We start from the raw sequence: 21,319 nt of genomic DNA on the forward strand, positions 1-21,319 counted from the left end.
ATACATAATTCTTAATGAACCGCCGTATACCGAACGGTACGTACGGTGGTGTGAGAGGACGCTAAATAAAATAATTATTTAGCTCCTACTCGATTTTAATGTTGAATTAAATTTATCTACAATTAAAGCAATGGCATTATCACCACTAATATTACAAGCAGTACCAAAACTATCTTGAGTTATATACAATGCTATCATTAAAGATAACATGGGTGAAGTAAATCCTAAAATTGATTCTAGTGTACCTAATGCGGCCATTACAGCTCCACCAGGAACACCAGGAGCTGCTACCATAGTTATGCCAAGCATAGCTACAAAAGAAAGAATTTTAGCAACAGAAAATGGCATATTGTTTAAATACATTAATGCTATAGCACAAGATGTTAAGGTTATAGTGCTACCAGATAAATGGATTGTTGCACAAAGAGGAATTACAAATTCACGAATACCTTTAGAAACTCCATTTTTTTCAGCGCTTTGTAAGTTAACAGGTATAGCGGCGGCTGATGATTGAGTTCCTATAGCAGTTAAATATGCAGGGATTTGATTCCTAAGTAAAGTAAATAAATTCTTTCTTCCTACAATAGAGGCTATAATAAATTGTATTAAAATTACTATAAGATGCATTACTAAAACAATTAAAAATACTTTCCAAAAAACTGATAGTATTTTAAAAACTTCTCCAGTATAAGTCATATTAGCAAATATGCCCATTATATGTATTGGAAGAAGTGGAATAATAAATGATTTTATTAATTTTTGAATAATGCTTTGAAATTCATATGCCATATTATATAAAGCTTTACCTTTGTCTTTTATAGCGGAAATACCTATTCCAAGTAAGAAAGCTAATATTAATGCTGACATAACATCCATGATAGGAGGCATAGAAATTTCGAAAAAAGGTTTTAAAAGTTTTTCTTCAGGATTTCCAGCATTATTTAAGGTTTCAGTGGTATGTATAAATAATGGAAAGATATTTTTAGATACAACGAATGCAAATAAACCTGCAAATAGTGTAGAACCATATGCTAATAGTGTAGTTATTCCTAATAATTTCCCAACACCTTTACCAAGATCAGCAATACCACAAACTACAAAACCAAGAATGATTAATGGAATACAAAATTTAAGAAAAGTCCCAAAGATTCCATTGAATGTAGCAAATCCTTGTACAATAAATTTTGGGGTAAAAGCACCAATAAAAAGACCAAGTATAATTGCTAAAATTAATTTAGGAAGTAGTCCTAATTTTTTCATGTGTTCACCTCGTTTACTATATAATTTTTATATAATTATAATGACTTTAAAGAATTTAGTCAAATGAATTTCAAAAAAACTTTTTAATCATAAAAAATATATTAATATGTAAAAAAACACCTTAAATTTCAAGGAAATTTAAGGCTTGTATAATTAAAACTTCAAAAATATTAAAACTCAATCTATGAATAAAATTATTCTGCTACTTGCATACTTTCTTTTTCATTTTCTGATATATTTTCATTGTGTGCTGGTATTGGTTTACCTATAAATCTAATAATAAGATATATAGCTAATATTGAAAGAGGTAATGCAAAATAAACAGGCATACCTAGTCCACAAGGTATATATCCACATAATATAGTTACTCCAGCAACTACTAAGGAATATAAGAACTGAGTTTTAACATGATCTAAATGATCACATCCACATCCCATAGAAGAAAGTATAGTTGTATCTGAAATAGGAGAACAATGATCTCCAAATATACTACCTGTTAATATAGCACTTATATTTAATATTACATATGATTGATCTCCAGATAACGCAAATGCAAGAGGAATTGTAAGAGGCATTAATATACCCATGGTTCCATAAGATGTACCAGTTGCAAAAGAAATAATAGAAGATAATATAAATACTATAGTTGGTAATAAAAATGGTGGTAGTATTGAATTTGATAATATAGAAACTAAGTAAGGAGCAGTTCCTAGTTGTTTAATTACTGAGCTCAATGACCAAGCAAGAAGTAATATAACACCTGTTATAACCAATGACTTCATACCATCAATCCAAATTTCAATAGATTCACTTATTTTAAATATATTTTGTACACGAGCCATGATCATTGCAACTATACTAGCCACTAATGCTGATGTAAATAATACTATACTGGCATCGGATTGACCAAATGCAGTTTGTATAGCAGTAAATGAGAATGGAGAAGTTTTTAATAAATTAATAGCTTCAGTATTATTACCAGACATAATAGCACCATAACCATTAATATAAAAACCAATAAATCCTCCTACAATTAATATTAAAATAGGAATTATTGCATTCCATATATTAAGCTTTACACCTTCCTTAGGTTCCATATCATTTTCTTGAGAAGAAAGGGGATTAGATCCTTTTCTTAAAGTTTCGCCAGTAGTTCTTGCTCTAAGTTCAGCCTTATGCATTGGACCAAACTCTCTTAATAAAACTGCAGTTAAAACAATAAAGACCAAAATTAAAATATTATAAAATCTATAAGGAATTGTAGACATAAATACATTATAAGAATTAGCTTGAACGCCTATATCGGCAAATCCAGATTTTATTAAACTAAGTTCATATCCTATCCAAGTTGAAATTAAAGCTATACCAGATATAGGTGCAGCTGTGGCATCAACTATAAAAGATAATTTTTCTCTTGAAACGTTCATTTTGTCACAAACAGGTTTCATTATAGGTCCTACTATAAGGGAATTTGCGTAATCATCAAAAAATACAAAAATACCTAATAACCATGTTATTAACTGAGCACTTTTGGCTGTTTTTGCTCTTTTTGCAAGAGCTTCAGCAACAGCTTTAGTTCCACCCATTCTAGAAATTAAAGCAATAAGACCACCAATAGTTAAACATTGAAGTATTATTCCAGCATTCCATGGGTTTGCTAAGGAATTTAAAATTTCATGAATAGCTAATGAGAATGAATTTAAAAGAGCTGAAAAAACATTAAATCCAGATAGATTTAATAAAAATCCTCCTACTAGAATACCTGCAAATAAAGAGATAATTACATTTTTAAATAAAAATGCAAGAACTATTGCAATTATAGGGGGTAAAAGAGTTAAAAATCCAAATCTGTGTGCATTGGTTTGGGCAGAGTTAGCTTCTGCAGCAAAGACTGGTTGTAATAATAAAAAATTAAAAAATAAAATGGAGCTTAATAAAACAAAAGAATTTCTTAGAGAATATTTAGTTTTTCTCATAGGTGTTTCCTCCTCTTTAAATGTGGAAGGATATAGAGGATAAGAAAAGCTGAAAAAGACAAAAAAACCTAAGAAGTTATCTTAGGGTTTTTATCATTTTAAAAAGGTAAAGACCTAATTTTATGAATAAATATTTAAGATAGCTCTTCACAAACAATATATTTGTGACAGTCTTACATATATTTTATGTAAGCCCAGTTATATAACCTTAAAGCATTAGTTATATACTTCGGCCATATTTCCTTTTCTACTATTTCATAGTGCTTACCTCAATAGTAGTACTAATAAATACAGCGCCTCTATCACTAGCCGTCCACATAATTTTTTTTATGTTTTTAATTATACTATATTAAATATTGTTGTCAAGGTGAAGAATGTCTACAAATGTCTTACTTATGCAAAGAATACTAATGAATATATGAATTAAAATGAAGAAAAATGAAATGATATGATTAAATATGAGCTTTTGTGTTAGAATAACATAAAATCTATTAAATAAAAAAATTCAAATAAAGAAGAAGGGAAGAACAAAATGAATATTGAAGCATTATTTGAATATTATAATTGGGTTGTAGTTGGAGATGTTACTAATGAAAGTAAATATGCAAATAAAATTTTAAATACCTTAAAAAGGGAAAAATATAATGTTATTGGAATAGATCCTAGAGGAGATGGGAAAGCATCTTTTATAGATTTAAAATCTTCTAATTTTAACATTGATGTTATTGATTTATGTATAAATCCTAAATTAGGATTAGAAATTTTAAAAGAGGCTAGGCAATTAAATATAGATAAGGTTTTAATTCAACCAGGAGCTGAAAGTGATGAAATAGTTGAATTTTGTAAACAAAATAATATTAAATTTATAAAGGGCTGTGTTTTACAACAATTAGGATAATATAAATAAAAATAAAGCACACTTTAATATTAAGGTGTGCTTTATTTGGTTATAAATTAATAAAAGAGAATACATATAATATATGAACCTTTTTATAAATTTATAAATAAGTTATTTATTATGAGATAACTTAGAGCGTTTAGTAAATTTATCATTATTGGCATCTATTTTAACTCCATTTTCAATACCTATGTCTCCACCATTTCTATGATACATTTTTCTAAGTTCAGCATTAGATTTTTCATCAGTTTTCATATGATTTTTATTATTGTGCATAACATGACCTCCTAAAATTTTAAGAAAGTTTGATAAACTAATTAAGATTACTTTAACCAAAAATAAAAAAAATATTATTTTTTTGTTGACTAAAGTAAATTTTTATATTATAATTAATTTCGTTGGTAAAACGCTGACAAAAAAATAAAAAATATGTCGAAGGGGTATAGCTCAATTGGTAGAGTAGCGGTCTCCAAAACCGTTGGTTCCGGGTTCAAGTCCTCGTGCCCCTGCCAAAATTATTACTGTAGAAGTAATGTTTTAAAGTGAAAGTGGTTGATAATATTATCAACCACTTTTTGTTTAATAAAAAATTAATTATTTGAATTTTATCATCCATGTCCATATTTAGTCTATTGATAAAGGCAAATACGTAATAATTTTTGTAATAGTTTTTACAAAATATATTTTTAAAAATCTACATAATTAATACTCATGTCTATAATGTTAGTATAATTCATAAATAAGTTGTAAATAAATATAAAGGTTATTTTGGAAAAAAATAAAGATGAAAGCATGAATAATTGAAAATATTTATCAATTACATTGACAAAATAAAATACTCTGTATATAATGTTATTGAAAATGAAAATCGATATCAATTAATTAGGGGGTAACAGAAATGAAATCTATAAATATAATTTATTGGAGCGGTACAGGTAATACAGAAATGATGGCAAAGGCTATAGAAGTAGGTGCAAGTGAAGAAGGTGCAGAAGTTAAAGTAAAGCAAGTAGGAGAAGCTTCTTTAGATGATATAAAAAATCCAGATGTAGTAGTTCTAGGATGTCCAGCTATGGGGGCTGAAGTTTTAGAAGAAGCAGAAATGGAGCCTTTTATTGAATCAATTTCAGGTGAAGCACAAGGAAAGAACATAGTTCTATTTGGATCTTATGGATGGGGCGATGGTGAATGGATGAGAAATTGGGAAGATAAAATGAAGGAACTTGGAGCTAACTTAATTTTTGATTCACTTATTATTAATGAAACACCTGATGATGCTGCTATAGATGAATGTAAAAACTTAGGACGAAATCTAGCTAAATAAATGAGAAAGGGAGATGTGTATGTGTAAAGATAGTATGTGTAAATATTTTAAGATGATAAATGAATTTCAAGATGAAGAATATTTTTATGGATTATTAGCTTATAGTATTGCACCAACTATTTTTAGAGAAAAACCATCTTCCTTAATTGTTTTTAATAATGGGGAAAGAAAATTATTAAAAATATGGGATGAAGCTAAAGAAAAAGTTTGTAACTTTTTTAATATAAAGTACTTTGAACTACATAGATATGAAAAAGGTGCTATTGTGCTTTTTTATAAAGAAGATTTGTTAAGAAAAACATTAGCTAACAGAGAAAATGCAGTATTTATGAATGAAAATGGATATAGAAGACAATGGTCTTTAAACAACAAGTTATATTTACTTAGAAATAGATATAAAAATGGTTGTCCACATGAAATAGGTATATTTTTAGGATACCCTGTAAAAGATGTTGAAAGTTTTATAAATTGTCCAAATAAAAAATGTTTAGTTTGTGGATATTGGAAGGTATATAATGATTTAGAGAAAGCAGAAGAAACATTTAATAGATTTAACACGAGAAAAGAAAAAGTAATTTCTTTAATTATGTCAGGAATTCATCCAACAAAAATTTTACAATATTGCAATCCCTAAATATTATTAATATATATAATTAAGGATAGGTTTGAAAAAGCCTATCCTTAATTGCTATACAGAAGCTTCCTCTGTTTTTATAGAGTTCTTAACCATATTATTTATCTCTTGCAATTCTTCCTTTGATATATATCTCCATTTTCCCTCAGGAATATTATCTAGGGTTATATTCATAATTCGAACTCTTTTGAGTTTGGTTACAGTGTATCCTAGATATTCACACATTCTTCGTATTTGTCTGTTAAGACCTTGAGTTAAAATTATTCTAAATACATATTTACTTTCTCTTTTAACAAAGCATTTTTTTGTAACGGTATTTAGAATAGGAAGACCATTTCCCATTTGTTTTATAAATTCTGGAGTAATAGGAGTATTTACTGTAACTATATATTCCTTTTCATGGTTGTTTCCAGCCCTAAGAATTTTATTTACAATATCACCATCATTGGTTAAAAAAATTAAGCCTTGAGAAGGTTTATCTAATCTACCTATATGAAATATTCGTTTTGGATAATTGATATAATCAATAATATTCCCCTTAATAGATCTATCAGTAGTACAAGTTATACCCACCGGCTTGTTAAAAGCTATATATACAAATTCGTCTCGATTTTTAAGAGGAACATCATTAACTATTACCTTATCTTCGTCTGAAACGTCCATACCTATTTGCGCAATTTTTCCGTTAACGGTGACTTTACCGGCTTCAATTAATCTATCGGCCTCTCTTCTAGAACAAATTCCTTTTTCACTAATAAATTTATTTAATCTCATTAACAAATTTTCCTTTCTTTAAAGTTTATTAATGGTTATATGTTAATTTTATGTGATTTTTGTTATTTTGTAAAACGAATATTAAATTTAGACATATATTCTAAGGTCAATGTATTATAAAGAAAGCCGAATACTTCATGATAAGAATTCATAATTTATAATAAAATATGATTAGAGGTAATAAAAACATGGAAAAATTTTTTGCAAGCATAATTTATAGTTTTTTTATATCCTTTGGTGTAGTTTTAGGTGGTAGTTTATTTGCTACTTTTGGTGCAATTATAAATGGCAATTCTCCACTTAAAATTATGCTAAATGTAGCTAATTCAATAAAAATATGGGCTATAGCAACGGCTTTAGGGGGGACGTTTTCGTCCTTTGAAATTTTTGAAGAGGGGTTATTTAATGGTAATTTTAAATCTATAGGAAAACAGATTATATATATAATATTTGCATTTATAGGTGCTAATATGGCGGTTGAAATCTTAAGGTTATTTGAAAAGAGTGGACGTTTATGGATGAAATAAAGAAAAAATATTTAATTTTTTTTGTAACAGGTTGTTTGGTTGGTATATTGGTATCTATAATAAGTTTTACTATATTTTTTACTCACAAAATAGAAAAAAATTATAGCAAAATTAGAAAAATGCAAATAGTTTTAGAAGAAAAAAATAAAGAACTTGAAAGAATAAAGACTTCCATAAAAGTTGATAAATATACAGTTAATGAAATAGAAGTAAAAATTGATTTTAAATCTAAAGTGGATGAGGTTACTACATATATTTTAGAGAAAAGTATAAAAGATAAATTTTCTTCATTAATTGGAAGAGAGGTTAATAGCATAGATGTGGAAATGTTGGAAAAAGTAATAGATAATAGAATAATGTATGTGGAAAACTCTAAATTTCTTTTAAAATTAAAAAGAATTTCAGTAAGTGAAAGGATAAAGATATTTATAGAAGGAGATAAAATAGAGTTTTAAAGCAATAATAAATAATAAAAATTTTCAATTATTAAGAAAAATTTAAGGTAAATTTAAGAAAACTAATGGAGTTATTTAAGATTTTAGTTATATCATTAATTAAGATAATAAATTAAGAGTTTTAAAGGAGGATAGTTATCATGAAAATATTAATAACTTCCGATACTTATTTTCCAATTGTAAATGGTGTTGTAATTTCTACAAATAATTTATATAAAGAATTAAAAAAATTAGGACATGACGTTAAAATATTAACTTTATCCACAGATGGAGAAAGTAAAATTGATGGTGATATATATTATTTAAAATCTTTAGAAACAAAAATTTATCCAGGTGCTAGAGTAGGAAATCCATTTTTTAGTTCTATCACAAAAGAAATCATTAAATGGAAACCAGATATTATACATTCACAAACGGAATTTACTACAATGGTAGTGGCTAAAATAATAGCTAAAAAACTTCATATTCCTCAGGTTCATACTTATCATACTATGTATGAAGATTATCTTCATTATTTATGGGGAGGAAAATTATTAAGTAAAAGGTTATCTGCAAAGTTAACATCTGTACTTCTAAATTCTATGGAATGTGTAATAACACCTACTAAAAAGGTAGAAGAAACATTACTTGGATATGGAACGCATACAGAAACAAGTATTATTCCTACAGGTATAGATTTGAGTAAATTTAAAGAAAAGATGTCAGAAGAAGAGAAAAATAATATTTTACAAAAACATGGTATTCCTAAAGAAGGAAAAAAAATCATGTACATAGGAAGAATAGCAGAAGAAAAAAATATAGAAGAGATAATTAATTTTTATAGTGAATTTTGCGAAGATGAAAATGTTAGTTTGGTAATTGTAGGTGGAGGACCTTATTTAAAGAAGTTAAGACAAGAGGTAGATTCACTAAATATAAATAATAAAGTATTTTTCACGGATATGGTTAAACCATCTGAAGTTCATAAGTATTATAAAATAGGAGATATTTTTGTAACTGCATCCACTAGTGAGACACAAGGATTAACATATATAGAAGCGTTATCAAGCGGATTACCTGTGATTTGCAGATGGGATCCATGTATCTCACATCTTGTTATAAATGAACATAATGGATATACTTATAAAACGAAAGATGAGTTTAAGAAGTCTGTAATAAAGTTGTTAAGGAATGATGAGTTATTAAAAGAACTAAGTCATAATAGTGTTTTAAGAACAGACGCATATTCTAGTGAACATTTTGCCTGTAAGGTGGAAGAAACTTATAAAAAGGTATTAGATAGATTAGTTGAACTAGGAATAGCAATTTAATAGTTAAGATAAAAAGCTTTTGCCAATAATAAAACAATATTTGGTGAAAGTTTTTTTGTATATAAAAATAAAAAATACAAAACCTATTAAAAAAGAAATAGGGTGAAAGTATGAATTTAATTAAAAGAAAGATTTTTTTATGTTTATGGATATTAACTATTCCAGGAGTGCATATTTTTTATGAGGAGTTAAATATAAAAAAAGGTGCTATATATTCTCTTGCAACAGATTTAGATAAATCTATACCTTTTGTAAAACAGTTCATAATACCATATAAAATATGGTATGTATTTATCGCTATTGGATTAATTATACTATGTATTAAAAATGAAGAAGCCTATAAGTGTACTCTTATTTCCCTAATATTATCTTTGCTTATGGCATATGTATTTTTTTATTTTTTTCAAACTACAGTGGATAGACCTAAATTAGTAAACAATGATATACTAACCAAATGGGTAAAATATACATATATATGTGATAATCCTTATAATTGTTTTCCAAGTATTCATTGTATAACTACTTATTCTGTATTTAAAGGTTTAAATAAATTAAAATTAAATTCTTATGAACTAGGCGTAAATTATATTTTGACTATTAGTATTTTATTGGCTACTCAATTTATAAAACAACATGTAATTTTAGATTTAATATTTGCAGTTTTAATTAGTGAAAGTTTTTATAGGTTGATTTGGTATTTAAACTATCTTATAAAAGATAAAAAAAGAAAAAAATTAAATATAGATTAAAATATTAAGTCTTTAAAAAGAGATTGTATAGTTAAAAAAATTAATTATATAATCTCTTTTTTAGAACAATAAAAATAAGTATTTTTATTATTTGTATACACATAATATATTTAGAGTAGAAAGGTGGTGTTTCCTATAAAAAGTATGTATAAAAGACTTAGTGTAATTTTATTAATTATACTTTTAATATCTACTATATTATTAATATATCAAACTAATAACATAAAAAAAATACATTCCTCTATAAATATTGTGGAAAATAAGTTGTTAAAAAAAAGGGAACAAATTAAGATAGAACAAGATAAAATTTATAAGTTAAAACAGAAAAAAAACCAATTATTTTAATGTAGGAATGAAGTTTAGGAGGAAAAACAAATGAAGAAATATACAATGGCTAGAGCTTTTTTGATTATTGGGGTTATAATGCAAATGATATTAATATTTAATTTAGTGCAAAATCATTATATAGTATCCTCCTTAAATCAAAACCTTGAAAGTAAACAAGAAGAAGAAAAAAAGTTAGATTTAAAGCTAAATAATGTTGCAAAAGAGTATAAAACTTTAAACTTACAAGTTAAAAAACTAGAAAAAATTAAGAAAGAAAAAATTAAACGAGATAATGATTTAAAAAAACAAATTAAAGATGCTAAAAAAATAGCATATTTAACATTTGATGATGGACCATCTTCTAATACCAGTAACATATTAGATATATTAAAAAGCCATAATATAAAGGCTACATTTTTTGTTAAAGGGAATGATTCTAAATTAGGAATAGAAATGTATAAACGAATAGTTAATGAAGGACATAGTATAGGAAATCATACTTATTCTCATGAATATAGCTATATATATAGTAGTAAAGAAAATTTTATTAAGGATTTTAATAAATTAGAGAAGCTCATAAAGGATGTTACGGGAGTTGAGCCTAATATATTAAGATTCCCAGGAGGAAGTAATAATACAGTTAGTCATAATTATGGTGGAACAAAAATTATGAGAGAATTAGTTAACTATATGAACAATAATAATCTATATTATTTTGACTGGAATGTGGATTCTACAGATGCATCTGTAGCGGTGCAAAGTAAAGAGAAAATAGTTAATAATGTATTAAGAGAAAGTGATTATTCAAATAAAGTTATAATACTTATGCATGATAGTCCTGCTAAAATAACCTCTGTAAAGGCACTACCAGAAATTATTCAAGGATTAAAGAATAAAGGATTTAAATTTGATACTTTAAGTAAGGATAAATTCACTGTTAGATTTTTAAAATAAGAAAAGAGGGGATAATTTGGATAAAACAATGGAATTATATGAAAAAATAAACACAATATTATTAACTGAAGAAAAACCATCCATGATTTTAAATAAACATATAAAGGATGAAATTAAAGTTATAGGATATCCTTTTAATTATATAGCACAATTCATTGGCTTAAATCAGGAACCTAAGTATCATCCAGAAGGAGATGTTTGGAATCATACTATGCAAGTTGTTGATTTAGCTACACAATATAAAAAAGAAAGTAAAGATCAAAGAGCTTTTATGTGGGGGGCATTTCTTCATGACATAGGAAAGACAAAAACTACAAAGATTCGAAAGGGAAGAATAACTTCTTATAATCATGATATAGAAGGAAAAAGTCTAGCAGAAGAGTTTTTAACTTATTTTAGAGAAGACAAGGAGTTTATTAGGAAGGTTACAGCTATAGTAAGATGGCATATGCAGACTTTATTTGTAGCAAAAAATCTTCCGTTTTCAGATTTAGAGCATATGAAAATGGAAATAGATCCTAAGGAGATATACTTAATTTCATTATGTGATAGGTTAGGAAGAGGTCCTATAACAAAAGAAAAAGAACAAGAAGTAAAAAGTCAATTAAATATGTTTTTACAAAAGGCAAGAGAATAAGATTAAATATCTTATTCTCTTGCCTTTAAATATATGTACAAGTGTTATAAAAATAGACTTACTATTAATGGTGCTAAAAAAACTGTTAATAGACCTGAAATTGCAATAGCAAGTCCACCCATAGCCCCTTGAGTTTCTCCTAATTCTAATGCTTTTGCTGTACCCATAGCATGGGAAGCAGTACCAAGAGATATTCCTATAGCAACTTTGTTTTTTATTTTACAAATTTTACATAACATTGGACCAATAATGGCACCTAATATTCCCGTAATGATAATCGCTGCAACAGTAATAGAAGTGTTACCCCCAAGTCCTTTAGAAACTTCCATTCCTATAGGAGTAGTTATTGATTTTGGAACTAAAGACATCATAAGACTTTTATCTATTCCAAATAATTTACTTAATAAAATTACACTTAAGATCCCACAAGATGTTCCAATACTTATTCCTAAAAAAATCTCTAACCCGTATTGTTTAAGAAGGGCAATCTTTTTGTATAAAGGTACAGCTAAAATTACAGTTGCTGGTCCTAATAAAAATGAAATATATTGACCACCTATATTATAGGTTTCAAAACTTATGTTAGTTACTTTTAAAAACCCTATAACTATAGCAATCCCTATTAATAAGGGGTTAAATATAGGATTTTTGGTTTTCTTAAATAAAAAGCATCCTAGTTCGAAAGCAATTAATGAAACTGTTATTCCGAATATAGGACTTTGTATTAATGTATTCATTTTGCTTTCCTCCTCATTAATAATTCAATAGTTAATCCTGTTATAGCTAATACTATTAAAGTTGAAATAATAATTATAACTGAGAATTTTACTAGGCTGTTTTTTATAAGAGAAAAACAAGTTATAAGTCCTACTCCTGCAGGAATAAATAAAAATGGTAAATGCTCTAATAAAAGATTAGACATTTCTTCAAGCATAGATAATTTTACAATTCCTGAACATAATGCGCCTAAAAGTAATAGCATTCCTATAACATTACTAGGTATATTTAGATGAAAAATATGTTTTATAACTTCACCTAAAATACAAAATGAAAATATTATAGCTAATTGTCTTAAGTACTTCAAATTATCACCTCTTTCCTGTTCTTATATACTATAACTCAAAAAAACCTTAAATGTACTAAAAAAAGAAAAAATAAATAATAAAAAATATTCTTTAAATAAAATGTATAAAAAATATTCTGAAATATAATTTTAAAATAGCAGAACTAACTGCTATTCTTTTTTTATATCAATTTTTCTATTGTTATATTCTGCATGATCATATAAAGCTAGATCATAACAAGTATTCATATAACTAGAAGATATTATAAAATCAGCTGTAGATTTGTTTGTTGCAGATGGTATATTATATAAAGTTGCTATTCTAAGTAGAGCTTTAACATCAGGATCGTGAGGTTGAGATTCTAAGGGATCCCAAAAGAATATTAAGATATCTAAACCAAAGTTAACTATAGTAGCTCCAAGTTGCTGATCGCCACCTAATGGACCACTTTTAAAAGATGTTATATCAAGTCCAGTTTCATTCTGAATTATTAATCCAGTGGTTCCAGTTGCAAATAGGTTATGCTGGCTTAATATTTCTTTATTAGCTTTAACCCAAGCTAATAATTCACTTTTTTTATTATCATGTGCAACAAGAGCTATATTTTTTTTAACATCAACAGTTCGAAAAACCTTACTCATATAATGATACCTCCTTTTTAAATTAAATTAAAAACAATTATAAATTAATGTGTTTATATGTTAAAATATATTTTAAGAATAAATCTTAATATGTTTAAAGTATACTATAAAATAAAGAAAAATGTAATATAAAGCTAAAGAAAATCTAAAGGAGGTTTTTAATAAGTTATGAGCGGAGAAGAATTATATATTATTAAAAATAAAAAAAAGTATGGATACATAAATAATAAAGGTGAGATAGTTATTGAACCTAAATATGATACAGCAGAAGATTTTATAAATAATATGGCCATAGTAAGTTTAGAAGGTAAATATGGTGTAATAAATGAAAAAAATCAATTTTTAATTGAAAATAAATATGATTTTTTAGAAATGATTAATGATGATTTATTTGCTTATAAAGAGAACGAAAAGTTAGGGGTTATAAATAAAGAAAATAAAATTATAATAGAACCTATATATAATGAAATTAAAACTTTCAACAATGGTTTATGTTTAGTAAAAAAATCATATGAGTGGGGTTATATAAATGAATCATGTGAGGAAATTATAAAACCTCAATTTATGGACGCATATGAATTTAATGATGATAGAGCATTAGTACAAATTGGTGGTAAATTAGGATATATAGATAAAGAAGGTAATGTAGCTATTTCTCCTATATATGATTATGCAGGAAATTTTAGTGAAGGATTAGCGTCTATTGCTATAGGAAATAAGTATGGATATATAGATAAAGAGGGTAATGTAATAATTAAGGGCAAATTCTATATTGCTAAAAACTTTAGTGAAGGGCTTGCAGCTATAGAACAAAATGGGAAAATAGGTTATATAAATAAGGATGGTAAAATAGTAATCGAACCTAAATTTCATACAGGCGAGGATTTTAAGGATGGTAAAGCTGTAGTTAGTATAGATGATAAATATGGATATATAAATGAAGAAGGAAAGATAATAATTCAGTTAAAATATGATGATGTTGATTATATTAGTGAAGATATGTTAAGTGTTATGATTGGAGAAAAATGGGGTTATATAGATTTAAATGAAAAATTTGTAGTGGAACCTAAATTTGATGAAGCATATGGATTTTACAAAGGATTGGCTCAAATACAAATTGGTACGAAAATAGGTTATGTAAATAAAGAAGGAAAATATGTTTTTGAGCCACAAAAATAAAATATATGTAAATTCATGTAATAGTAATAAAATATTATGGACAAAAATAAAAAAATAATATATTATATATTATAATGAAAAATAAAATTATTGAATAAATTAAAAAAACTATGAAAAAGGAAAGTAATATAATTGGAGTTTACAGAGAGAGAATTTACTAGCTGAAAGAATTCTTAAATAGAAGATTATATGAAGTGCCCTTTGGAGTTATACACCGAATTAAGTAGGCTGTATCGGAAGTATCCGTTATAATACTAGAGCATTAAGATGTGCTTGAAATATATTTCGAATTTTAATGGATATTATTTATTAGAGTGGAATAATGAGGGTGACTTCATCTCTATAAGAGATGGAGTCTTTTTATATGCAAAAAAATAATTTATATGGAGGAATAAAGAATGTTTAAAACTTTGATATATGATTTAGATAATGTATTAAAAAAAGATCCAGCAGCAAGAAATAAACTAGAAGTGTTTTTACTATATCCATCTGTTCATGCAATTATAATGTATAGAATAACACATTTCCTATATACTAAAAATCTTTTCTTTTTAGCTAGATTATTGTCTCAAATTTCTAGATTTTTTACAGGTATAGAGATTCATCCAGGAGCTAAAATAGGAAAGGGATTTTTCATAGATCATGGTATGGGAGTGGTAATTGGAGAAACAGCAGAAGTAGGAGATAATGTTACTTTATTTCATGGAACAACTTTAGGTGGAACAGGAAAGGATAAAGGAAAAAGACATCCTACTTTGGGAAACAATGTTATTGTAGGAAGCGGAGCAAAAATATTAGGTCCAATTAAGATAGGGAATAATGTTAAAATTGGAGCTAATGCAGTAGTTCTAAAGGAAGTACCAGATGATGCTACAGCAGTAGGGATTCCAGCACGTAATATAATTAAAAAATAGATTTTTATAGAACTAATAAAGACCATATTTTTATTATTTAATGATATGGTCTTTATAAATTATTTAGAAGAATGCTTTTTTGTTTTATGCTTATTCTTATTTTTGTTTTTCTGAACGGAGTAACCGAATTTTCCGTTAGATTCTATAGGTAAGGTATAATATTCACCATGGCAATAGGAAAGTAATCTTGCTTTTTCGTAGTGAATTTTGCCTTTTTCATCCATTAATGATGTATCTACATGGACACCTACTACAGTAGCTAAAAACATATGATGGGAGCCTAAAGGAATAATATCATGCAGTTTACATTCTAAGCTAATTGGACATTCATCAATATAAGGCACACTAATATTAGTACTATCCTCTAATTTTAAATTAAATTTTTCTATTTTATCTATATCTCTACCAGAGCGAACACCACAGAAGTCAACAATTTTACTCATATTACCATGAGGCATATTTACAACGAATTCTCCATTTTCTTTTATGTATTCATAAGATAATCTTTCGGGACGAATTGAGACAGAAATCATTGGAGGGTGGGTGCATACAGTACCAATCCAAGCAGCTGTAAATACATTTACCTTATTATCTTTTGATTTTGAAGTTATTAAGGCTACGGGTAGAGGGTTTAACATAGTACTACCTTTAAAAAATTCTTTAGTCAATGAAAACATCCTTTCTATAAAAATCATAAGTTATTAAAAATTATAACATACTTATATTATTTAAATTATTTAGAATATCTTTAACCTTTTCCATATGATAGTTAAAGACAAAAACTAAATCATTATTTTTAATTTCTAGTATTTCTTTAAATTGAAGAGAAGTTAAATTGTGAAGTTCTTTATATAATGTATCTTTTAAAGGTACACTATTTTTCATCTCTTCTACAATCATTAAATGAGTATGTAATTTATAGAATAAAGTTATACTATTTTTATATTTATTTAAATTCAAATTATCAGTGGATATCTTATATTCATCTTCATAAGCAGCTATAGAACTTTCTAAAGTTTTAATATGATTATAAAGTTCTTCTAAATTTTTAGCATTTTCATTATAAAAATTTTCTCCACACAATAATAATAAATCTTTATGAATTTTATTACTAGATTCAAAAATTTGCTTTTTTAAATTGGGCGGGAAAACAAGGTAATTCACAATAACAGCTATTATAATACCTAAAACGGTTTCGAATAAACGATTTGTAGCATAATGCAAAGGACTAGTTCCCTTTAAATTACCGGTTATTGCAATAAAAACTATACAGGCAATAGTTATGGATTTTTTATATCCTAATGTATTACAAAGATAAATAGTAAGTGATATTCCAATAGCCATGCATAGTGGTATTAAAAAATTGTTATTAGGCATAAGTAGAGCAAAAACTAAACCTACTAAAGCACCTATAGTAGTACCTATAGTTCTATTTTTACCAATTTTAAAAGAGTTATAAATAGTTTTATCCATTGTAATTATAGCTGCTATACAAGCATAAAATGGAAAATTAAATTTAGAAAAACCAAGTGTAATAATACATATAAATACGGCTATTGCTGTTTTTATATTTCTCATTCCAATTTTCTTCATAAGTTAGACTCCTTTCTCATGAATAATATTATAACTTAAAAATTAAATTTTTTAAGTTATAATATTAAAAAAGTTAAAATAACAATTTTCTAAATATTTGGTTAAAATAACATATTGACATGATTCTAAAAATATGTTATTCTTCTAAGCATATAGTGAAATAAAATTTCATTAAGTATTTTTTTTATTTTGGAGGATTTTTAAATGAAAACAGGAATAGTTAAATGGTTTAATGCAGAAAAAGGTTTTGGATTTATCTCAGTTGAAGGAGAAAAAGACGTATTCGTTCATTTCTCAGCTATCGAAGGAGATGGTTTCAAATCTTTAGAAGAAGGCCAAAAAGTTGAATTTGAAGTTGTTGAAGGCGAAAGAGGTCCTCAAGCAGCTAAAGTTAATAAATTATAATCGTTTTTATATAGAGATCTTTTTAAAAAAGTTAATATATAGTTAGATTATAATGCAAAGAGCCACTGATTAGTCAGTGGCTTTTGCTATAAAATTTAACTATATTCAAAGAACAATATTTTTATAGCTAATATTCTTATTTTATTAGTTATAAAGATATTGTTTTATTTTTGCAATATAAAGTATAAGAAAATATATAAAGATTAATATATTTACATAAAAAATTAGAATTATATACATATTAAAAATAAATCTAAATATTTAGAGATTTGATTTATAATATGTAAAATATAAATTTGGTCTCTATTACAGGAGATAAAATATGACTTTTAAAAATTTATATATATTATTACTAATATATTCACTCTTTGCTATAGTAATAATAATTTTGGAAAGAAGAAGACCAGAAAAAACTATAGCATGGCTTGTAATATTTTTATTTTTTCCACCCTTAGGCATATTTTTATATGTTTTTTTAGGACGAAATTGGAAAAAAAGAAGATTAAAAGACAAAAGATTTAATATATCTGAAGAATTAGCTGAGGCATATAAAATTAAAATTCCATCTAATAAGTATTGTGAGCTAATGGAACTTTTAAAGAATAATAGTTCATCGCCTATATTTTGTAAAAATAAGGTTGAAGTTTTTGATAATGGATTAGAGAAGTTTAGAGTATTAAAAAAAGAGTTATTAAAGGCAAGACATCATATACATTTAGAATATTATATTTTTAAAAGTGATGGAATAGGTACAGAAATTATGGATATTTTAAAGAAAAAAGCTAAGGAAGGAGTACAAGTTAGACTTATAATAGATAAACTTGGATCTTTGGGACTAAAAAAAAGAGATATAAAAAGCCTTAAGGAAGCTGGAGTAGATATAGTAGTTTATACTTATTTTTTAGCGCCATTATTAAGAATTATAAATACTCAAATAAACTATAGAAATCATAGAAAAATTGTTATAATAGATGGTAAGGTTGGATTCATAGGTGGAATAAACATAGGAGATGAATATTTAGGAAAAGGAGAATTGGGATATTGGAGAGATACCCACCTTATGATCAAGGGTGATTGTGTTTTAGGATTGCAAGCAGTATTTATTGATGATTTTTGCATGATAAAAAAAATTTTAGATAAAGAATTAGGATATAAGGGAAATGTAGAAGATTATTTTAAGGATTTTAGATATGAAGGTAAAATTCTTCAACTAGCGAAAAGTGGACCAGATTCTGAAAATCCGGCTATAATGCAGGCAATTCTTATGATGATAAATAAAGCTCAACATTATATTTACATAACAACACCTTATTTTGTTCCTACAGAAAGTGTTATGACTGCACTTAAAATAGCTGCATTAGGTGGAATAAAAATAAAAATCTTATTTCCAGGAAAATATGATCATTTTCATGTTTATTATGCATCTAGAACTTATCTATCTGAACTTATATCATATGGCGTAGAAATTTATTTTTATGATAAGAAAGCTTTTATACATTCTAAGGTTATTACTGTCGATGGAGAAGTTAGTATGGTTGGGACTGCAAATATGGATGTAAGAAGTTTTGAATTGAATTATGAAATTAATACTGTAATATATGATAATGAAATTACAAAACAATTGGAAAATACTTTTTTAAAGGATATTAAAAATAGTTATCTTATTCCTAAAGATTATTTTAAAAATGCTACTTTAAAAGTTAAGTTTTTAGAAGCATTAGCTAGGGTATTTTCTAATTTATTATAAATGGGAGGGATTATATTGTTTGATAATCATGTTCATACAGAGATATCTGCAGATTCTTCAATGATTATAGAAGATGCTATTAAAGCAGCAAATACAAGGGGGGTAAATTTAGTATTAACTGAACATATGGATATAGAATATCCAGGAGCAGCAGAGGGAGAAGATTTTACTTTTAATGTAGAAGATTATTTTAAAAAATACGGTAAATTAAGAAATGATAAATTACTTTTAGGTATGGAAGTAGGACTTAGACCAGAATTTCTAAAGAGAAATGAAGAAATTATAAAAAGTGATAACTTTGACTTTGTTATTGGATCTATTCATGTAGTAAATGGAATGGATATTTTTAGAAAAGATTATTATGAAGGAAAAAGTAAAAAAGCAGCATATGAAGAATATCTAGAAGCTATGATTAAATGTCTAAAAATTTATAATGATATTGATACTTTAGGACATATTGATTATATTTCTAGATATGCACCATATGAAGACAAAGAAATATATTATGATGATTTTAGTGATCATATAGATGAAGTTTTAAAGCTACTTATAGAAAAAGGAAAAGCAATGGAAATCAACACAAGACGTTTGAATTTAGAGGGAGCAAGAAATAATCTCTTAAAGATTTATTCAAGATATAGAGATTTAGGTGGTAAAATAGTTACAGTAGGATCAGATAGTCATAATCCTGAAGCTATTGGTGGAAACTTCGAATATGCTATAGATATAATAAATAAAGTAGGTTTAAAAAATGTTTATTTTAAAGGTAGAGAAATCTGCTATGATAATTTAGAAATAATAAAATAATTTAGATAGAGAGGAAGTTTTCAATGAGTTCATTAAATTTTACAGAAAATTTAGGAGAAACTATGGACTGGCTTCATACCCAAGGAGCATTTTTAACTGTTAAAGATGGAGATACAGTAAATACTATGACTATTAGTTGGGGGCAAATTGGTTATCAATGGAGAAAACCAGTATTTATGGTTTTAGTAAGAAAATCAAGATATACTTATGAACTATTAGAAAATGCTAAAGAGTTTACAGTAAGCATTCCATTTTCTAAGAATTTAAAACAGGCATTAACAATCTGTGGTACTAAATCAGGTAAGGATATAGATAAATTTAAAGAATGTGGTTTATCTTTAAAAGAAGGAAATAAAATTTCAACTCCTATTATAGAAAATGCTGATATGCATTACGAATGTAAGGTTGTTTATAGTCATCCCATAGATATTAATATGATAAATGATCTTGAAGTAAAGAAACTATATGAAGATGGAAATTATCATACATTGTATTATGGTGAAATTGTAGATATTTATAAAACAAAATAATAATGGTATAAAACCATGTATTCTTATTAAACTAATTATAAGAGTACATGGTTTTTTATAAAATAAAAGAAGGGGCGTTACAAGAATTATGGATAGAATAGTGGAAAAAATAGCACCAGCATTTAAAGTTCAAGCTGTTTTAGGGGATGGGAAAGAAATTAAGAAAATTTCATTAGAAGATTATAAGGGTAGTTGGATTATTATGCTTTTTTATACTTTAGATTTTACTAAGGTATGTCATACAGAATTAAGAGGATTTAGTGATAGATATAAAGAGTTTCAAAATCTTGGGGCAGATATTTTAGCTATAAGTTGCGATAGCCTATACTCACATAAAACTTGGATTAGAGGAAAATTGGGGGAAATAAATTTTCCCATAGTTTCAGATTACACAAAAGAGGTTACTAAAAATTTTGGTGTATTAATTGAAGAAGAGGGAATTCCTTTGAGAGGATTATTTATTATTGATCCGGAAGGAAAGATAAAATATTCCGTAATTCATGATTTGGATATAGGAAGAAATGTGGATGAAATTTTAAGAGTATTACAGGCTTTGAAAAGCGGTGGTATGTGTCCATTAAACTGGAGACAAGGAGATGAAAATTTATAAATAA

25 protein-coding genes, 1 tRNA gene and 1 riboswitch are annotated in these 21,319 nt (G+C 26.3%); of the genes, 17 read left to right on the forward strand and 9 right to left on the reverse strand.

The genetic code is table 11. From position 1 onward, the window contains the following. Window positions 1-78 precede the first annotated feature (78 nt). Both QOZ93_RS07810 and QOZ93_RS07815 read right to left on the reverse strand, forming a co-directional pair. A complete protein-coding gene (locus QOZ93_RS07810; protein WP_307355762.1) occupies window positions 79-1,260 on the reverse strand; it encodes a dicarboxylate/amino acid:cation symporter in 1,182 nt (393 codons plus the stop codon). Window positions 1,261-1,454: 194 nt separating this feature from the next. Then, a complete protein-coding gene (locus QOZ93_RS07815; protein ID WP_307355763.1) occupies window positions 1,455-3,236 on the reverse strand; it encodes a Na+/H+ antiporter NhaC family protein in 1,782 nt (593 codons plus the stop codon). A 132-nt stretch (window positions 3,237-3,368) separates the two neighbouring features. Further along, window positions 3,369-3,546: riboswitch (Lysine riboswitch) on the reverse strand. A gap of 222 nt (window positions 3,547-3,768) precedes the next feature. On the opposite strand from QOZ93_RS07815, the gene QOZ93_RS07820 reads away from it, so the two are divergent. Further along, on the forward strand, window positions 3,769-4,134 hold the full coding sequence (locus QOZ93_RS07820) for a CoA-binding protein (RefSeq protein ID WP_307355764.1): 366 nt from the start codon (window positions 3,769-3,771) through the stop codon (window positions 4,132-4,134). 111 nt (window positions 4,135-4,245) lie between these two features. Here QOZ93_RS07820 and QOZ93_RS07825 read toward each other — a convergent pair whose 3' ends face one another. Next, window positions 4,246-4,410, reverse strand: coding sequence for a hypothetical protein (locus tag QOZ93_RS07825; protein WP_307355765.1), 165 nt, complete (start codon window positions 4,408-4,410; stop codon window positions 4,246-4,248). A gap of 160 nt (window positions 4,411-4,570) precedes the next feature. On the opposite strand from QOZ93_RS07825, the gene QOZ93_RS07830 reads away from it, so the two are divergent. From QOZ93_RS07830 to QOZ93_RS07840, 3 genes are all read left to right on the forward strand, one after another. Then, window positions 4,571-4,646, forward strand: a tRNA-Trp gene (locus QOZ93_RS07830). 386 nt (window positions 4,647-5,032) lie between these two features. Continuing rightward, window positions 5,033-5,458, forward strand: coding sequence for a flavodoxin (locus tag QOZ93_RS07835; protein ID WP_307355766.1), 426 nt, complete (start codon window positions 5,033-5,035; stop codon window positions 5,456-5,458). Window positions 5,459-5,477: 19 nt separating this feature from the next. Beyond that, window positions 5,478-6,092 carry a DUF3793 family protein gene (locus QOZ93_RS07840; protein ID WP_162630404.1) on the forward strand — a complete coding sequence of 205 codons (615 nt, stop codon included), beginning with the start codon at window positions 5,478-5,480 and terminating at the stop codon, window positions 6,090-6,092. Between the two features lie 54 nt (window positions 6,093-6,146). On the opposite strand, the gene rluF is transcribed toward QOZ93_RS07840, so the two are convergent. Continuing rightward, window positions 6,147-6,866, reverse strand: a complete 720-nt coding sequence (gene rluF / locus QOZ93_RS07845) for a 23S rRNA pseudouridine(2604) synthase RluF (RefSeq protein WP_307355767.1) — start codon at window positions 6,864-6,866, stop codon at window positions 6,147-6,149. Between the two features lie 188 nt (window positions 6,867-7,054). On the opposite strand from rluF, the gene QOZ93_RS07850 reads away from it, so the two are divergent. The 6 genes from QOZ93_RS07850 to QOZ93_RS07875 all read left to right on the forward strand — a co-directional run bounded on the left by QOZ93_RS07850 (window position 7,055) and on the right by QOZ93_RS07875 (window position 11,825). Continuing rightward, window positions 7,055-7,393 carry a YtrH family sporulation protein gene (locus tag QOZ93_RS07850; RefSeq protein WP_111943431.1) on the forward strand — a complete coding sequence of 113 codons (339 nt, stop codon included), beginning with the start codon at window positions 7,055-7,057 and terminating at the stop codon, window positions 7,391-7,393. After that, complete coding sequence (locus tag QOZ93_RS07855) at window positions 7,381-7,848, forward strand: sporulation membrane protein YtrI (RefSeq protein WP_307355768.1); 468 nt, start codon at window positions 7,381-7,383, stop codon at window positions 7,846-7,848. Before QOZ93_RS07850 ends, QOZ93_RS07855 begins: the two co-directional genes overlap by 13 nt. A 140-nt stretch (window positions 7,849-7,988) precedes the next feature. Further along, window positions 7,989-9,158 (forward strand): glycosyltransferase family 4 protein, encoded by a 1,170-nt coding sequence (locus tag QOZ93_RS07860; RefSeq protein WP_307355769.1) that lies wholly within the window; start codon window positions 7,989-7,991, stop codon window positions 9,156-9,158. A 110-nt stretch (window positions 9,159-9,268) separates the two neighbouring features. Continuing rightward, window positions 9,269-9,907 carry a phosphatase PAP2 family protein gene (locus QOZ93_RS07865; RefSeq protein WP_307355770.1) on the forward strand — a complete coding sequence of 213 codons (639 nt, stop codon included), beginning with the start codon at window positions 9,269-9,271 and terminating at the stop codon, window positions 9,905-9,907. Window positions 9,908-10,282: 375 nt separating this feature from the next. Then, complete coding sequence (locus tag QOZ93_RS07870; protein ID WP_307355771.1) at window positions 10,283-11,188, forward strand: polysaccharide deacetylase family protein; 906 nt, start codon at window positions 10,283-10,285, stop codon at window positions 11,186-11,188. 28 nt (window positions 11,189-11,216) lie between these two features. Beyond that, window positions 11,217-11,825, forward strand: a complete 609-nt coding sequence (locus QOZ93_RS07875) for an HD domain-containing protein (RefSeq protein ID WP_422723877.1) — start codon at window positions 11,217-11,219, stop codon at window positions 11,823-11,825. 44 nt (window positions 11,826-11,869) lie between these two features. On the opposite strand, the gene QOZ93_RS07880 is transcribed toward QOZ93_RS07875, so the two are convergent. The 3 genes from QOZ93_RS07880 to QOZ93_RS07890 form a co-directional block, all read right to left on the reverse strand. Then, window positions 11,870-12,562, reverse strand: a complete 693-nt coding sequence (locus QOZ93_RS07880; protein WP_307355773.1) for an LrgB family protein — start codon at window positions 12,560-12,562, stop codon at window positions 11,870-11,872. Next, window positions 12,559-12,909, reverse strand: coding sequence for a CidA/LrgA family protein (locus tag QOZ93_RS07885; RefSeq protein ID WP_307355774.1), 351 nt, complete (start codon window positions 12,907-12,909; stop codon window positions 12,559-12,561). The genes QOZ93_RS07880 and QOZ93_RS07885 overlap by 4 nt, the downstream gene beginning before the upstream one ends. A gap of 150 nt (window positions 12,910-13,059) precedes the next feature. Next, on the reverse strand, window positions 13,060-13,530 hold the full coding sequence (locus QOZ93_RS07890; protein WP_111943415.1) for a methylglyoxal synthase: 471 nt from the start codon (window positions 13,528-13,530) through the stop codon (window positions 13,060-13,062). A 168-nt stretch (window positions 13,531-13,698) separates the two neighbouring features. Between QOZ93_RS07890 and QOZ93_RS07895 the strand changes: the two genes are divergently transcribed. Both QOZ93_RS07895 and epsC read left to right on the forward strand, forming a co-directional pair. Beyond that, on the forward strand, window positions 13,699-14,709 hold the full coding sequence (locus QOZ93_RS07895) for a WG repeat-containing protein (RefSeq protein WP_111943413.1): 1,011 nt from the start codon (window positions 13,699-13,701) through the stop codon (window positions 14,707-14,709). A 398-nt stretch (window positions 14,710-15,107) separates the two neighbouring features. Continuing rightward, window positions 15,108-15,623 (forward strand): serine O-acetyltransferase EpsC, encoded by a 516-nt coding sequence (gene epsC / locus QOZ93_RS07900; protein WP_307355775.1) that lies wholly within the window; start codon window positions 15,108-15,110, stop codon window positions 15,621-15,623. 59 nt (window positions 15,624-15,682) lie between these two features. Here epsC and QOZ93_RS07905 read toward each other — a convergent pair whose 3' ends face one another. Next, window positions 15,683-16,291, reverse strand: coding sequence for a flavin reductase family protein (locus QOZ93_RS07905; RefSeq protein WP_111943409.1), 609 nt, complete (start codon window positions 16,289-16,291; stop codon window positions 15,683-15,685). A gap of 40 nt (window positions 16,292-16,331) precedes the next feature. Next, entirely contained in the window at window positions 16,332-17,216 is an 885-nt protein-coding gene (locus tag QOZ93_RS07910; protein WP_111943407.1) for an FUSC family protein, read from the reverse strand. Window positions 17,217-17,420: 204 nt separating this feature from the next. Here QOZ93_RS07910 and QOZ93_RS07915 point away from each other — a divergent pair, with 204 nt between their 5' ends. The 5 genes from QOZ93_RS07915 (at window position 17,421) to QOZ93_RS07935 (ending at window position 21,315) form a co-directional block, all read left to right on the forward strand. Continuing rightward, window positions 17,421-17,621: a cold-shock protein gene (locus QOZ93_RS07915; protein WP_111943405.1), complete on the forward strand. Its 201-nt coding sequence runs from the start codon at window positions 17,421-17,423 to the stop codon at window positions 17,619-17,621. 322 nt (window positions 17,622-17,943) lie between these two features. Next, on the forward strand, window positions 17,944-19,368 hold the full coding sequence (gene cls, locus QOZ93_RS07920; RefSeq protein ID WP_307355776.1) for a cardiolipin synthase: 1,425 nt from the start codon (window positions 17,944-17,946) through the stop codon (window positions 19,366-19,368). 15 nt (window positions 19,369-19,383) lie between these two features. Further along, on the forward strand, window positions 19,384-20,175 hold the full coding sequence (locus QOZ93_RS07925) for a histidinol phosphate phosphatase (RefSeq protein WP_307355777.1): 792 nt from the start codon (window positions 19,384-19,386) through the stop codon (window positions 20,173-20,175). Window positions 20,176-20,198: 23 nt separating this feature from the next. Continuing rightward, window positions 20,199-20,705 carry a flavin reductase family protein gene (locus tag QOZ93_RS07930; protein ID WP_307355778.1) on the forward strand — a complete coding sequence of 169 codons (507 nt, stop codon included), beginning with the start codon at window positions 20,199-20,201 and terminating at the stop codon, window positions 20,703-20,705. An 88-nt stretch (window positions 20,706-20,793) separates the two neighbouring features. Next, a complete protein-coding gene (locus QOZ93_RS07935) occupies window positions 20,794-21,315 on the forward strand; it encodes a peroxiredoxin (protein ID WP_307355779.1) in 522 nt (173 codons plus the stop codon). The last annotated feature ends 4 nt before the right edge of the window (window positions 21,316-21,319 follow it).

The sequence above is a fragment of the Hathewaya limosa genome (assembly GCF_030815255.1).
GTDB classification, from domain to species: Bacteria; Bacillota; Clostridia; order Clostridiales; family Clostridiaceae; genus Hathewaya; species Hathewaya limosa.